The organism is Kribbella sp. DT2, assembly GCF_049844575.1.
In the GTDB taxonomy this organism is placed as follows: Bacteria; Actinomycetota; Actinomycetes; order Propionibacteriales; family Kribbellaceae; genus Kribbella.
The window spans coordinates 988462-1002360 of the sequence record NZ_JBNCLH010000001.1; the positions used below are offsets into that span (position 1 = coordinate 988462).

Annotated in this window: 12 protein-coding genes; 8 read left to right on the forward strand and 4 right to left on the reverse strand. The window is 70.3% G+C overall.

Annotated elements, in window-relative coordinates:
- Positions 1-326 precede the first annotated feature (326 nt).
- Positions 327-2903, forward strand: coding sequence for an ATP-dependent chaperone ClpB (gene clpB, locus ACLQ2O_RS04730; RefSeq protein ID WP_425827539.1), 2577 nt, complete (start codon positions 327-329; stop codon positions 2901-2903).
- 146 nt (positions 2904-3049) lie between these two features.
- On the opposite strand, the gene ACLQ2O_RS04735 is transcribed toward clpB, so the two are convergent.
- The 3 genes from ACLQ2O_RS04735 to ACLQ2O_RS04745 all read right to left on the reverse strand — a co-directional run bounded on the left by ACLQ2O_RS04735 (position 3050) and on the right by ACLQ2O_RS04745 (position 5641).
- Positions 3050-3979: an aminoglycoside phosphotransferase family protein gene (locus tag ACLQ2O_RS04735; RefSeq protein ID WP_425827541.1), complete on the reverse strand. Its 930-nt coding sequence runs from the start codon at positions 3977-3979 to the stop codon at positions 3050-3052.
- 212 nt (positions 3980-4191) lie between these two features.
- The gene (locus tag ACLQ2O_RS04740) at positions 4192-4596 is read right to left on the reverse strand and encodes a PPOX class F420-dependent oxidoreductase (RefSeq protein WP_425827543.1); all 405 of its coding nucleotides are present in this window, start codon (positions 4594-4596) and stop codon (positions 4192-4194) included.
- Between the two features lie 58 nt (positions 4597-4654).
- Entirely contained in the window at positions 4655-5641 is a 987-nt protein-coding gene (locus ACLQ2O_RS04745) for a LacI family DNA-binding transcriptional regulator (protein ID WP_425827545.1), read from the reverse strand.
- Between the two features lie 182 nt (positions 5642-5823).
- On the opposite strand from ACLQ2O_RS04745, the gene ACLQ2O_RS04750 reads away from it, so the two are divergent.
- The 7 genes from ACLQ2O_RS04750 (at position 5824) to ACLQ2O_RS04780 (ending at position 12888) form a co-directional block, all read left to right on the forward strand.
- On the forward strand, positions 5824-7338 hold the full coding sequence (locus ACLQ2O_RS04750; RefSeq protein WP_425827547.1) for a sodium:solute symporter family protein: 1515 nt from the start codon (positions 5824-5826) through the stop codon (positions 7336-7338).
- Complete coding sequence (locus ACLQ2O_RS04755; protein WP_425827549.1) at positions 7331-8590, forward strand: AGE family epimerase/isomerase; 1260 nt, start codon at positions 7331-7333, stop codon at positions 8588-8590. Before ACLQ2O_RS04750 ends, ACLQ2O_RS04755 begins: the two co-directional genes overlap by 8 nt.
- The gene (locus ACLQ2O_RS04760) at positions 8587-9309 is read left to right on the forward strand and encodes a 6-phosphogluconolactonase (RefSeq protein ID WP_425827551.1); all 723 of its coding nucleotides are present in this window, start codon (positions 8587-8589) and stop codon (positions 9307-9309) included. The genes ACLQ2O_RS04755 and ACLQ2O_RS04760 overlap by 4 nt, the downstream gene beginning before the upstream one ends.
- Positions 9299-10081: a sugar isomerase domain-containing protein gene (locus tag ACLQ2O_RS04765; RefSeq protein ID WP_425827553.1), complete on the forward strand. Its 783-nt coding sequence runs from the start codon at positions 9299-9301 to the stop codon at positions 10079-10081. The genes ACLQ2O_RS04760 and ACLQ2O_RS04765 overlap by 11 nt, the downstream gene beginning before the upstream one ends.
- Positions 10078-11211, forward strand: a complete 1134-nt coding sequence (locus ACLQ2O_RS04770; protein ID WP_425827555.1) for an N-acetylglucosamine-6-phosphate deacetylase — start codon at positions 10078-10080, stop codon at positions 11209-11211. The genes ACLQ2O_RS04765 and ACLQ2O_RS04770 overlap by 4 nt, the downstream gene beginning before the upstream one ends.
- Positions 11212-11264: 53 nt before the next feature.
- Complete coding sequence (locus tag ACLQ2O_RS04775) at positions 11265-11915, forward strand: hypothetical protein (protein WP_425827557.1); 651 nt, start codon at positions 11265-11267, stop codon at positions 11913-11915.
- 94 nt (positions 11916-12009) lie between these two features.
- Positions 12010-12888, forward strand: a complete 879-nt coding sequence (locus ACLQ2O_RS04780) for a hypothetical protein (protein WP_425827559.1) — start codon at positions 12010-12012, stop codon at positions 12886-12888.
- Here the strand turns inward: ACLQ2O_RS04780 and ACLQ2O_RS04785 are convergent.
- A complete protein-coding gene (locus ACLQ2O_RS04785) occupies positions 12882-13868 on the reverse strand; it encodes a DUF5937 family protein (protein ID WP_425827561.1) in 987 nt (328 codons plus the stop codon). The two genes, ACLQ2O_RS04780 and ACLQ2O_RS04785, sit on opposite strands and share 7 nt — an antisense overlap.
- Between the last annotated feature and the right edge of the window lie 31 nt (positions 13869-13899).

The following is a 13899-nucleotide window of genomic DNA, read 5'->3' on the forward strand; positions in this document are numbered from 1 at the left end:
CGTCGAGCTCGTCGATCCGCCCGAGAGCCGCCTCCACCACCGCAACCGCCGACAACTCACCCGCAGCCACCCCAGCCCCGATCTCCACAGCAGACAGCCCCTCGTACGAGGCACCTGCGAAGCCGACCTCGCCCGCCGGCTCGGGTGCACTGTTCACGGGACCTCTTCAGGATCTGAGGGGCAGCAGCTCGCTGAGCGTAGCCGCCTGGATCAGGAGCAACCCTGAGTTTTCCCCAGGTTTTGGCAGAGTTGAGTGGAATGGACTCAACTTTCGGTAGGTTGTAGTCAGAGACTGCTGTTAGTAGAGCTTGAAAGGCTGGAACCAGATGGATGTTCAACGGTTGACGACGCTGGCCCGGGAAACCCTGTCGGTCGCGATCCGTCAGACCTCCGCGGCGGGCAATCCGACCGTCGAACCGATTCACCTGCTGTCGGGGTTGCTCGCGCAGCCCGAGGGGACCACTGTCGGTCTGCTCGAGGCGGCCGGCGGTGACCTCGACGCCGTACGGCGCAGGACCGCCGAGCAGCTCGCTCGCCTGCCGAAGGCGAGCGGGGGCAGCGTGCAGGCGCCGAGCCTGTCGCCGAAGACCGGCGACGTGCTGAACCAGGCGGAGCAGCGCGCGCTCGGACTCGGCGACGAGTACGTCTCGACCGAGCACCTGCTGATCGCGCTGGCGACCGTCGAGGGCATGGCGAAGTCCGCGCTCGACGTGACGCCGGACGCGCTGATCGAGGCGTTCGGCCAGATGCGCGGTAACCGGCGGATCACCTCCCCGGAGGCCGAGGGGACCACGAAGTCGCTGGAGAAGTACGGCATCGACCTGACCGAGCGCGCCCGTGACGGCAAGCTCGACCCGGTGATCGGGCGTGACTCCGAGATCCGGCGCGTGGTCCAGGTGCTGTCCCGGCGGACCAAGAACAACCCGGTCCTGATCGGTGAGCCCGGCGTCGGCAAGACCGCCGTCGTCGAGGGCCTCGCCCAGCGGATCGTGGCCGGCGACGTACCGGAGTCCCTGCGGGGCCGCCGGCTGATCAGCCTCGACCTGGGCGCGATGGTGGCCGGCGCGAAGTACCGCGGTGAGTTCGAGGAGCGGCTGAAGGCAGTGCTGACCGAGATCAAGGAGTCGGACGGCCAGGTCATCACGTTCATCGACGAGCTGCACACGGTCGTCGGCGCGGGCGCGTCCGGTGAGGGCGCGATGGACGCCGGCAACATGCTGAAGCCGATGCTGGCCCGCGGCGAGCTGCGGATGATCGGCGCGACGACCCTGGACGAGTACCGGACCCGCATCGAGAAGGACCCGGCGCTGGAGCGACGCTTCCAGCAGGTGTTCGTCGGTGAGCCGTCGGTCGAGGACTCGATCGCGATCCTGCGCGGCCTGAAGGAGCGGTACGAGGCGCACCACAAGGTCGCCATCTCCGACTCTGCGCTGGTCGCCGCGGCCACGCTGTCGAACCGGTACATCTCTGGTCGCCAGCTGCCCGACAAGGCGATCGACCTGGTCGACGAGGCGGCGTCCCGGCTGCGGATGGAGATCGACTCCTCCCCGGTCGAGATCGACTCGCTGCGGCGTACGGTCGACCGGCTGAAGATGGAGGAGCTGGCGCTGTCCCGCGAGGACGACGCCTCCAGCCGCGAGCGGCTCGAACGGCTGCGCTCCGATCTCGCCGACCGCGAGGAGGAGCTGCGCGCGCTCGAGGCCCGCTGGGAGAAGGAGAAGTCCGGCCTGAACCGGGTCGGTGAGATCAAGGAACGGATCGACGAGCTGCGCGGCCAGGCCGAGCGCGCCCAGCGCGACGGTGAGCTGCAGCGCGCCTCCGAGATCCTGTACGGCGAGATCCCCGAGCTGACCAAGGAGCTGGAGGCGGCCGCCGCCGAGCCCGAGGTCACCGACGGCCCCGACGCGATGGTCAACGAGGAGGTCGGCCCGACCGAGATCGCCGAGGTGATCGCGATGTGGACCGGCATCCCGACCGGCCGGCTGCTCGAGGGCGAGACCGGCAAGCTGCTCCGGATGGAGGACGAGCTCGGCAACCGGCTGATCGGTCAGCGCGAAGCGGTCACGGCCGTCAGCGACGCCGTCCGGCGGGCCCGTGCGGGCATCTCCGACCCGGACCGGCCGACGGGTTCGTTCCTGTTCCTCGGTCCGACGGGTGTCGGCAAGACCGAGCTGGCCAAGGCGCTGGCGGACTTCCTGTTCGACGACGAGCGGGCGATGGTCCGGATCGACATGTCGGAGTACGGCGAGAAGCACAGCGTCTCCCGGCTCGTCGGCGCCCCGCCCGGGTACGTCGGCTACGAGGAGGGCGGCCAGCTGACCGAAGCGGTTCGCCGCCGGCCGTACTCGGTGATCCTGCTGGACGAGGTGGAGAAGGCGCACCCGGAGGTCTTCGACATCCTGCTCCAAGTCCTGGACGACGGTCGCCTGACCGACGGGCAGGGGCGCACGGTCGACTTCAGGAACGTCATCCTGATCCTGACCAGCAACCTCGGCTCGGCGTACCTGGCCGACCTGACGCTGGACGACAAGGCCAAGCGCGACCAGGTGATGGCCGTCGTACGGCAGTCGTTCAAGCCGGAGTTCATCAACCGGCTGGACGAGATCGTCCTGTTCGACGCACTGGGCAGCGAGGAGCTGACCAAGATCGTCGCGCTCCAGATCACCGCCCTGCAGAAGCGCCTGCTCGACCGCCGGATCACGCTCGACGTCGGCGAGGACGCCCTGGAGTGGCTGGCGCTGACCGGCTACGACCCGGTGTACGGCGCTCGCCCGCTGCGCAGGTTGGTGCAGTCCGCCATCGGCGACGAGCTCGCCCGGGGCCTGCTCTCCGGCACGGTCCGCGACGGCGAAACCGTCCACGTCCACCTGAACGAGTCCAAGGACGCGCTAGAGGTCAGCTGAGCATGCGGCCAAGGACGCAGTAGAGGCTCAACTCAACAGCTGCCCGGGGTCTTTCTGATCCCGGGCAGCTGCGTTTGTCGTGTTTTTCGTGGCCGTGCGCAGCTCAGAAGGGTTGTCTTGTGGCCAGCGCATGTGCGGCGCTGTTCTCAGGTGAGGGCTGCTGCGAAAGCATCTCGGTGCTTGGTCGTGTACGCGTGTTCTCGGCGGGACCAGGCGATGCGTTCGGCGATCTGCTCGCGCGTTGCGTCGACACTGCCGGCCGGCAATTCACCCCAGAAACGCGCGTTGCGACTCTGCCGTTCGAGCATCGCGTCCACCAGCACGCTCCGCTCGCCCTCGGCCAGACCGTAGCCATCGGCGAGCACCCGGACCTGCCTCGCCTGAGCCTCCACCGACGGCGCTCCGGCTTTCGAGGAGACGCACCAGAGCCACGCCATGTACCCGACGTCCTCCAACGGGCTCCCCGGCGCAGCCAGGTCGAAGTCGATGAAAGCCACCGGTAGGTCGTACTGGAAGACAGCGTTGTTGGGACCAAGGTCGTGATGGCACACAACCTGATGACTCCCCGCAAGCCCGCTGCCCCGAGTAGCGTCGTGCAACTCCCGCGCCAACGCACCGGCAGCACCGACCTGAGCATCCGTCCAAGTCCGAAACTTCTCCGGGACCCAGCCCGGCAGATAACTCAGCACATCCCGCCCGGCACCATCCACCCCGAGCCACCGCGGCGCCCCCACAAACCCCTGCTGCTCCAGGTGCCTGAGCACCACCCCACCAACCCCCGAAGCCGGCCTGCGCACGGTATCTCCCACCCGCACGACACCACGAGTCATCCGCCCACCCGACAACACAACCTCGCCGGACACCACCACCGAGGAGGCCGGGATCCGGCTGGACTCGAAGTCGGCGCTCACCAAAGCCACCGTACCGTCCGAACGGGCTCCAGAGCCGAGCCCGCAAGCGCATCCCAGCTCCTCCCATGCGGTACGACGGCCGCCGACGTACGGCGAAAGCCGGGCTGCGTCGACGGCACCGCCCGCGAGCCCAACGCTCGCAACCCCCTTGCGCAGTTCGCCCATCCGGCAGACGAAGCCGACCGGCCCGCACCCGTGCTGCCGTGCCGTCCGTGCTCGCGCAGGCTGGCCGCGCCATTTTCAGCTGCGGGTGACGGCGTGGTGGAGGGCTGAAGCCGGTCGCGCCGGCTGTGCTTGTGCCATGTCGTTCGTGCTCGTGCCGGCCGTACCAGGGCTGCTCGCGTCCGGCACCGCTGCGCAGGCTGGGCGGGCTGGGGTCAGCCGCGGGTGACGACGTGGTGGGGAGTGATGCGGACGACTACCCGGTGGATGTTGGCGGGGAGGGTGGCGAACTTGGTGGCTGCCTTGGGGCCCTGGTACTTGGTGGCGAGTGCTTGGGCGATCACGCGGTCGGTGTCGTCGCTGACCGCCGCGGTGCCGCGGAGTTCGGCGTACCGGAGTGGGTCGGTGGCGTCGATGACGATCAGGCTGACTCGGGGGTCGGCTTCGAGGTTGCGGATCTTGCGGAGGCCGGCCGTCGACGAGATGACGACGTCGTTGCCGTCTCGCCCTACCCAGATGGCGGAGGTTTGCGGGCTTCCGTCGGGGTTGATCGTCGCCAGTACGGCGAGGTTGGCGCCGTCGAGCAGATTGCGGGCGTGGTCGTCGAGTTCCGTGGTCACTCGCGGAGTCTAGATCTGGTCCGCGGTCCATCCGCGGGGCTGTCCGGGTGGTGGCTGTTCACGGTGGGGGTGCCGTGGTGGAGCGGCGTACGAGGGTGGTGCTCAGGACCTGGCGGGGGTCGTCGTGGTTGCCGTCGAGGGACGCGAGGAGGAGGTCGACGGCCGCGCGGCCGGCGTCGCCGCCGTGGGCGCTGACTGTGGTCAGCGGCGGCGACATGGTCGCGGCCAGGACGTCGTCGCAGCCGATGACGCTGAACTGGGTGGGCACGCCGATGCCGCGGGTGGCGAGGCCGGCGAGGATGCCTTGGGCAAGCAGATCGTCGAAGGCGATCGCCGCCGAGGCGCCCGAGCCGAGGATCGCGTCGACCTGTTGCACACCCGCGTCGTACGTCGAACGCCGGGCCGCGACGGCGCTCACCTGCAGGCCGAGTCGGCGCCCAGCAGCTCGTACGGCGCGGCGGCGCTCGGAGTTGGACCAGGAGGAGGTCGGGCCGCTCACGTAGACCAGGTGGTGATGGCCCAGCTCGGCGAGGTGCTCGACCGCGGCGGCGATGCCGGTTGCTGTGTCGATCAGGACGCGGGGCAGGCCGGTCACGTCGCGGTTGACGAGCACGAGCGGTCGTCGCTCGGCGTGGGTGCGGATCTGCTCCTCGGTCATCCGTGAGGAGACGAGCACGATCCCGTCGGTCTGCGGCGCGAACTTGCTGACCAGCACGTCCTCGCGGGTCGGGTCCTCGTCCGAGTCGCCGAGCAGCAGGCTGAACCCCGCCTGGTCGGCCGCCGCCTGCGCGCCACGGATCAGCGGCGGGAAGAACGGGTTCGCGATGTCCGGTACGACGATCGCGACCGTGCCGGCGCGGCCGGTGCTGAGGGCGCGCGCGGTGTGGTTCGGCACGTAGCCGAGCCGCGCGGCGACCTCCATCACGTGCGCGACGGTCTCGGCCGTGATCATCTCGGGCCGCGAGAACGCCCGCGACACGGTCGACTTCGACACCCCCGCCGCGACCGCCACCTGACTGATGGTCGGCCCCCGCTGCTGAGTCACCAGGTCACTGTACGTCGCGGGAGCCGCGCGCCGCGCACCGTGCCGGAAGGTTTCCCGTACGACCGGCAACCCACCGCACCGGCGTACGAAATTTGCTGACCTGCTTGACGTGCAACCGGTTGCACGGCATGGTTGCACGGGACTACGACGCCTGGCTCGGGCCCGGCAGAGGAGACTGAACGATGGCAGCGTTGGACTGGGTGGTCGTCTGCGGCTACTTCTTCGTGATGGTGGCGATCGGCCTGTGGGCGAAGTCCCGCGTCCACAATGCGGCGGACTTCTTCACCGCCGGCGGCAAGATGCCGTGGTGGTTGTCCGGGATCTCGCACCACATGTCCGGGTACAGCTCGGCGGTGTTCGTCGGGTACGCGGCGATCGCGTACACCGAAGGGTTCGTGCTCTACGTCTGGTGGGCGCTCGGCATCACCTTCGCGATGGTCGTCGGCGCGTTCGTCTTCGCGCCGCGCTGGCCGCGGCTGCGGCAGCGGCTCGGCGTGATCTCCCCGCTGGAGTACCTGAAGATCCGCTACAACCTCCCGACCCAGCAGTTGCTGGCCTGGAGCGGTACGGCGCTGAAGGTCTTCGACGTCGGCGCCAAGTGGACCGCGACCGCGCTGCTGCTGAACGTCTTCGCCGGCGTCCCGCTCGGCTGGGGCGTCCTGATCACCGGTGGCGTCACGCTGGTCTACTCCACGATCGGCGGCTTGTGGGCCGACGCGCTCACCGACCTCGGCCAGTTCCTCATCCAGCTGGTCGCCGGCATCGTGCTGTTCGTCGCGGTCCTGGCCAAGCTCGGCGGGGTCTCCTCGATCTGGACGATGTGGGGCGACCTTCCCGAGGGCCACGCGAAGCCGTTCAACGGCCAGTACACCGTGCTGTTCGTGATGGTCTACCTGCTGATCAACACGCTGTCCTACAACGGCGGCACCTGGAACCTCGCGCAGCGGTTCATCGCCGCGCCGACCGGCAGCTCGGCCCGTCGCGCCGCGCTGTTCTCCGCCGGGCTCTACCTCGTCTGGCCGCTGGTCATGTTCTTCCCGATGTGGGCCGCGCCCATCCTGCTGCCGAACCTCGCCAAGCCCGACCAGTCCTACGCCCTGCTCACCCAGGAGCTCCTGCCGATGGGCCTGATCGGCCTGGTCCTGGCCGGCCTGTTCTCGCACACGATGGCGATGACCGGCTCGGACGCCAACGCGATCTCGGCGGTCGTCACCCGTGACATCCTGCCGGCGATCTGGCGCGGCGCGCACCGCCTGACCAGCCGGACCGAGCTGATGGTCGGCCGCTTCAGCACCTTCGCGTTCATCGCGCTGAGCATGGCGATCGCGCTGACCGCGGACAGCTTCGGCGGCGTACTGGGGCTGCTGATCCTGTGGTTCGGCGGGCTGGTCGGCCCGATCGCGATCCCGATGCTGCTCGGCCTGCTGCCGGCCTTCCGGCGCTGTGGCCCGTCCGCGGCGATCACCTCCTGGGCGGTCGGACTGCTGGTCTTCTTCCTCATCCGGTACGTCGTCGACGGCTGGGTCGCGGAGCTGGGCAAGGACAAGATCACCGCGGTCCAGGTCGGTGGACCGGTGATCTGCTCGCTGATCGTGTTCGTGCTGGTCGGTCTGATCCGTCCGTGGCACGACCCCGACTCCGACGCGCTGGTCGATGCCTTGGGCAAGGACCACGTGGAGGCCGGCGCCGATGCCTGACCTGTGGCGCGACCACCTGGTCGACGACGTGCTCGGCTGGTGGATGACGCACGGTCCTGATCCGGACCACGGCGGCGTCCTGACCTGCTGGGACAACGCCGGTACGACGCTCGTCTCGACCGACAAGTACACCTGGTCGCAAGGCCGCTGGATCTGGCTGATGGCCCGCGTGGCCGCCAAGGCCGACCTGCTCGGCGTCGACCCCGGCCGCTATCTCGACCACGCTCGATCAACAGCCGTCTTCGTCCGCGATCACGCGCTGCTGCCGGACGGCAGTACGGCGTACGTGACCGACCGCACCGGTACGCCGAAGGAGCCGGTAGCCGGCCAGGGCATCAGCGTCAGCGTGTTCGCGGACCTGTTCGTGGCGCTCGGCTTCGCCGGGCTGGCCAAGCACGACCCGGAGTGGGCCGAGCCCGCCGAGTCGATCCTCCTCAGCGCCGCCGCACGTATTGCCGACGGCACCTTCCGCTCCGAGCCGTACCCGGTGCCCAACGGCCGCGGATCGTTCGCGTTGCCGATGATCCTGACCGGCGTCGGCGAGCAGGTACATCGCGCCACCGGTTCAGCCCGGTCGCTAGAGATCGTGCGGGAGGCCGTCGCCGCGATCGAGAGCACCTTCGTGCACGGCGACGAGGTCGTCGAGATGCCGCCGTACGACGACAGCCTGCTGGGCCGGCACCGCGCACCCGGGCACACCCTCGAGGCGCTGTGGTTCCTGCATCACGCCCGGGACCTCGCGCCCGGCACGCTGGCCGCCGACACCGATCGCCTGTGCGACCTCGCGGAACACGCCTGCCGGCTCGACTGGGACGACGAGCACGGCGGCCTGCTCCGCTTCGTCGACAGCGACAGCGACAGCGACAGCGACAGGGACAGCGACAGGGACAGCGGCAGCGAGGGCGGCGGCAGCGGCGGGCGCCAGCCGGCGGGCCGTCGTACGGACGATCCGTACGAAGCGCTCGTGGCCGGGACGTGGGACACCAAGCTCTGGTGGCCGCACGCGGAAGCGCTCTACACGACCGCGCTGCTCGGGCGCGCAGGCGGCCGGGCCGAGCTCGACCGCTGGCACGAGCGGCTCCGCGACTACACGCTGAAGACCTTCCCCGCCGGGCCGGGAGAGGAATGGATCCAGATCAGGCGCCGGGACGGCAGCCCGCTGGACGAAGTGGTCGCGCTGCCCGTGAAGGACCCGTTCCACATCGCCCGGTCGCTCCTGCTGCTGGTCGAACTAGAGAAGGAGAACGCGTGACGGTGAAGGTGTTTCCCGACCGGCAGGAGCTTGGTCGGCAGGCCGGCGACGACCTCGCCGCGGAACTGCGACGGCGGCTGTCCAGCCAGGACCTGGTGCGGATGATCTTCGCGTCCGCGCCCAGCCAGCGCGAGACGCTCGAACGGCTGCGAGTTGCCAAGGGCATCGACTGGCGCCGGGTCACGGCCTTCCACATGGACGAGTACGTCGGCCTGCCGGCCGGCGCGCCGCAGCGGTTCGCCGAGTGGCTGAAGGTGACGCTGTTCGACCACGTACCGCTGGGCAGGAGCCACCTGCTCGAACCAGGCGTGACACCCGACCAGTACGCCGAACTGCTGGCCGCGGCGCCGATCGACGTGGTCGTGCTGGGGATCGGGGTGAACGGGCACCTGGCGTTCAACGACCCGCCGGACGCTGACCTCGACGATCCTCAGTCGGTGCGCCTGGTCGACCTGGCTCTGGCCAGCCGCCAGCAGCAGGTCGACGACGGCTGCTTCGACCGGCTCGAGGACGTCCCCACCCAGGCGGTCACGCTGACGGTTCCGCGACTGCTGGACGCGGCGCGCCTGTTCTGCGTCGTACCGGGTGCTGCGAAGGCTGACGCGGTCCGGGCTGCCGTGCAGGACCCGATCGGGCCCGCGTGCCCGGCGACGGCGCTACGGCGGCACGCCGATTGCACGCTCTACCTCGACAAGGAGTCCTCCGCTCATGTCCGATGACACCATGGCGACGACGGCCGAAGAGCTCACCGGCGGCTACTTGACCCAGGTCCACGACCTGCTGCTCCGGATCCAGACCGAGGAGACGGCAGCGATCGCGACGGCGGCCGGGCTGCTGGCCGACCAGGTCGCCGCCGACCGGCTGGTGCACGTGTTCGGGCCTGGTGGGCACTCCAACCTGGCGGCGCAGGAGGTGTTCTTCCGGGCCGGTGGGCTGATGCACATCTCCGCGATCCTGGACGAGGGGACGCTGCTGTCGAACGGCGCGCTGCGGTCGATGGCGATCGAGCGGACGCCGGGGTACGGGCGGATCGTCGTACGGGATCGTGAGCTGGGCGAGGGTGACCTGCTGATCCTGGTGAATGCCTACGGGATCAACGCGGCGCTGATCGACGCCGCGCTGGAGGCCCGTGAGCGGGGCGTGCGGCTGATCGGGATCAGCTCACGGGCGCACGCCGAGCAGACCGCGCCGGAGCACCCGGCCCGGCACCCCACCCGCCAGAACCTGCACGACCTGGTGGACGTGGCGATCGACTCGAAGGTGCCCATCGGAGACGCCGTGGTCGACGTACCGGGGGCTTCGGAGCGGATCGCCGCCGTGTCGACGTTCGCGAACGCCTTCGTGCTCAACGCGCTCACCTTGCACACGGTCCAGACGCTGGTTGCCCGTGGCATCGAGCCGCCGGTCTGGCGGAGCGGGAACGCGCCGGGCGGGGACGAGGCCAACAACCGGTTCGTCGGGCGTTTTCGGCAGCGGGTCAAGGCTCTGTGAACTACGAGGGACGCGATCCCGCGACCGGGCGGGCGTTGACCGTCCGGGTCGAGGACGGCCGCGTCGCGGAGGTCGCGCCTGCGTCCGGGCCGGTCGACGGGTGGTTGGCGCCGGGGCTGGTCGACCTGCAGGTGAACGGGTTCGGCGGGTACGACGTCAACGGGCCGGACGTCACTGCCGAGACGGTGATCGAGCTCGGGCGGGCGCTGGCCGCGGTGGGGACGACGACGTTCGTGCCGACGGTGATCACCGCGGCGGAGGACGAGATCGTCGCCTCGCTGCGAGCTGTCGCGGCTGCCCGGGAGGCTGATCGGGCGACGCGGGACGCGATTCCCTTCGTCCACGTGGAAGGTCCGCATCTGTCGCCGGAGGACGGAGCGCGCGGAGTTCATCCGTTGGAGGAGCTCCGGCCGCCCTCGGTGGACGAGTTCCGGCGGTGGCAGGAGGCCTGTGACGGGCTTGTCGGGCTCGTCACCTTGTCGCCTCACTACGCCGAGGCTCCCGCCTACATCCAGGCTCTTGGTCGCGCCGGCATCCTCGTTGCTCTGGGCCACACCGCAGCGTCGCCGGAGCAGATCACGGCGGCCGTCGATGCCGGCGCGGTGATGTCCACGCACCTCGGCAACGGCGCGGCCGCCGTGCTGCCGCGCCACCCGAACCACCTGTGGACCCAGCTGTCCGACGACCGGCTCTCCGCCGGATTCATTGCCGACGGCCACCATCTTCCCGCCGACGCGCTGACCGCGATGGTCCGGGCGAAGGGTGTCGAGCGCAGCTTCCTGGTCTCCGACTCGGTCGCCCTGGCCGGGTCTGCGCCGGGCGACTACGAGACGGCTGTCGGCGGGACCGTTCACCTGTCGGCCGACGGTCGTCTGTCGTACGCCGGTACGCCGTACCTCGCGGGTGCGGCCCGATCGTTGGCCGACGACGTCGCGTCGGCGGTCGCGCTGGCCCGGGTCGGTCTGGGGGACGCGGTGCGGATGGCGACGGCGATTCCCGGGCGGTTCGCGGGCGGGCGCGGCGTACTGCGACCGGGGACGCCGGCGGACCTCGTGTGCTTCGACTGGGCGCCTGGCGACAGTGCGTTGAGCGTGCGGACCGTCGTACGGGGTGGTCAGGTGGTTGGCTGAGCCGGGTTGGGGGATCTGGGAGGATCAAGGGAGAAGCGGAGGAGACCACTCAGATGAGCGACCACCCCAGCAGCCCCGACAACCCCCAGCCTCGCGACCCCGATCAGCCGACCGGCAACCCCCAGGGCCCTCGGCCTGAGGGTGAGCGGGCCGGGCCCTACGGAGGCGTGTTCGGGTCGAGTGGCCAGATGCCGCCCGTGCCGCCGCAGTACGAGCCGGGTGCTGGGCCGAGCCAGCCGGGGCCGTACGGCGGCGCGTTCGGGCAGCCGGGGGCGCAGCAGCCGGGGAATCCGTGGGGGCAGCCGGCGCCGTACGGGTATCAGCCGGGACCGGTGGCGCCGCCCAAGCAGGTGACGATCGCTTCGGTGATCTCGCTCGCGCTGGGCGGGCTGTGCATCCTGCTCGGGCTGTTCGCGCTGACGTCGGCGGGCGAGGAGATCGCCGAGACGCTGACCGGGGACGCCGGGGCGCGCGGGCTGGTCGTCGCGGTGGTCCTGATCTGCGGCGCCGCGTACATCCTGCCCGCGATCTTCCTCCGCAAGCGGCGTCCGTGGGCCCGGATCATGCTGATCGTGGTCGCGGCGCTCGGCATCATGGGCGGTGTCAGCGCGCTGCCCGGCAGCCTGCTCGGGCTGGCGCTGCACGTCGCCCTGCTGGTGATGATGCTGCAGCAGCCGACCAAGCTCTGGTTCACCCACCGCTGATCATCGGGAACCGTGCGGGCCCCGCAGCAGTCTGAGCGGCGCGGGAGTGAGCGGACCATGCTCTAAGCTCCCGGCTGACTCGGGAGGAACCATCATGCGCAGATCGCTTCTCTCCGGTACGGCGGTGGCTGTCGCCGCCGCGACCGGACTAGTCCTCAACCCCTTGCAGGCCTCCGCCGCGGTGACCGACGTACCGGTCGACTGCGGTGTCTACATGACGGCGTACCGGTCCGACGGGCAGCGGCTGTCCTACGGGTACGACGGGAACAAGACCAGCATCACGTCGTACCCGGGCGACAAGCTCGCGTGGGTGCCGTCCGCGCAGCAGCAGCTGGGCGGGGCCGGTGACACCGACCTGTTCATCAGCACCGAGGTCGCGGCGCACCCGACCGACGGGTACCTCTACCGGCTCGACCGGCGGGGTGAGCGGACGAACGGCGTCTGGAAGATGACGCAGAACACCGCGACCCGGATGAAGTCCGGCTTCGCCAACACCCGGATCCTTGCCAGCGGCACCTATCTGTACCGGGTCGCGGGCACCTCGCTGTACCGGTACACGCTCACCTGGCCGAACGGCGTACCGACGCTGTCCGCGCCGACGACGCTGAAGACGACCGGCTGGGACTCGATGAAGACGCTCACCTTCGAGCGCACCGAGGGCACGGGCGCCGCGGCGGTCGACGTACTGGTCGGCACGAAGACGAACGGCGAGCTGAAGGAGTGGCGGATCAACCTCGCCACACCGACCACGATCGGCTCCACGGTGCTGCAGGCGAGCGGCTGGAGCTCGTTCGCCAGCCTCAGCACGGGCTACTGCGGCGCACACCCGGCCGGGCGCCCGCTCCTCGGGGTCGCGTCCACCGGCAGCGCGTCGATCTACTTCGACGCCAACGCGACCGACCGCGTCGGAACGGACATCAAGGGCGGCTCGCTCGGAGCGCTGGGGTGGACCGCGAAGGCCTACGGTCAGTAGGGCCCGATGAGCTGATCGGCCAGCGCCGTGCGGGCGTAGAGGACCACCTGGCCGGCACGGGCCTTGCTGACCAGTCCGTTCGCCAGCAGGGTCGCCAGCTGCTGCGACACAGCGCTCGGGCTCACCCGGCGTACCCGGGCGAGCTCGAGCGTCGAGGCGGGTGACTCCAAGGCCATCAGCAGGCTCGCACGCGGGCGGCCGATCAGCGCGTCGAGGGCGTCCGGTGCGCTGGAGCGCGGGCTCTCCCACAGCGTGCCGACGCCTCGCGCGGGGTAGGCGACGGTCGGTGGCTCGTCGGCACCGACCGGGCTGATCGCGTGCTTGGCGAACAGGGTCGGCACCAGCCAGAACCCCCGTCCCGCGACCGCCGCGTCGTAGTCGAGCTGGTACGACGAGACGCGCAGCCGCAGCTCACCGTCGGCCCACTGGGCGCTGGGGTCGAGCCCGGTCAGTACGGCGGCCGCCCCGTCCCGGGCGAGCAGCCGGGCCCGGTGGACCATGTCGGCCTTCAGCACCGCCCGCATCCTCGGCCAGTCCGGCTGAACGGCCAGCTCCCAGTACGCCGTGAGCAACCCGCCGATCCGGTCCCGCAGCCGGCGCGGCGTCTCGCACAGCTCGGCCAGCGCGGCGGGCAGCGGGCGTCCGTCGTACGCGCTCCGTACGTCGGCGACAGCCCTGCTCGGAGGTGTCGCCCGGACTCGGGCCAGCTCCTCGTTCGCCTCCGGCAGGGGTGATGACGGCCGGGGCGTGATGAAGTCCGGCAGCCACTGGACCTCGGGAGCGACCAGGGCGAGCAGCAGCTCCCGGTCGGCGGCAGGCCAGTCCTGCAGCAGACTCCTGGTCCGGCGGATCCAGGGGAGGTGCAGCAGGTGGGCCGACGGCTCCGCCAAGGCCCACAGACTGGTTGCGGTCTCGAGGAGCGGCGAGCACGCGAACCGCATGTCGGCCAGGTCGTCAACGCCGAGTCGGTAGCTGATCATTTAGTCCCAGGCTAACTCTCTGGTGGCATCC

What these genes read in the sequence shown, in the direction of transcription:
- clpB (WP_425827539.1), top strand. Translation starts at nt 327, where the DNA reads ATGGATGTTCAACGGTTGACGACGCTGGCCCGGGAAACCCTGTCGGTC.
- ACLQ2O_RS04735 (WP_425827541.1), bottom strand. Translation starts at nt 3,979, where the DNA reads ATGGGCGAACTGCGCAAGGGGGTTGCGAGCGTTGGGCTCGCGGGCGGT.
- ACLQ2O_RS04750 (WP_425827547.1), top strand. Translation starts at nt 5,824, where the DNA reads ATGGCAGCGTTGGACTGGGTGGTCGTCTGCGGCTACTTCTTCGTGATG.
- ACLQ2O_RS04755 (WP_425827549.1), top strand. Translation starts at nt 7,331, where the DNA reads ATGCCTGACCTGTGGCGCGACCACCTGGTCGACGACGTGCTCGGCTGG.
- ACLQ2O_RS04765 (WP_425827553.1), top strand. Translation starts at nt 9,299, where the DNA reads ATGTCCGATGACACCATGGCGACGACGGCCGAAGAGCTCACCGGCGGC.
- ACLQ2O_RS04775 (WP_425827557.1), top strand. Translation starts at nt 11,265, where the DNA reads ATGAGCGACCACCCCAGCAGCCCCGACAACCCCCAGCCTCGCGACCCC.
- ACLQ2O_RS04780 (WP_425827559.1), top strand. Translation starts at nt 12,010, where the DNA reads ATGCGCAGATCGCTTCTCTCCGGTACGGCGGTGGCTGTCGCCGCCGCG.
- ACLQ2O_RS04785 (WP_425827561.1), bottom strand. Translation starts at nt 13,868, where the DNA reads ATGATCAGCTACCGACTCGGCGTTGACGACCTGGCCGACATGCGGTTC.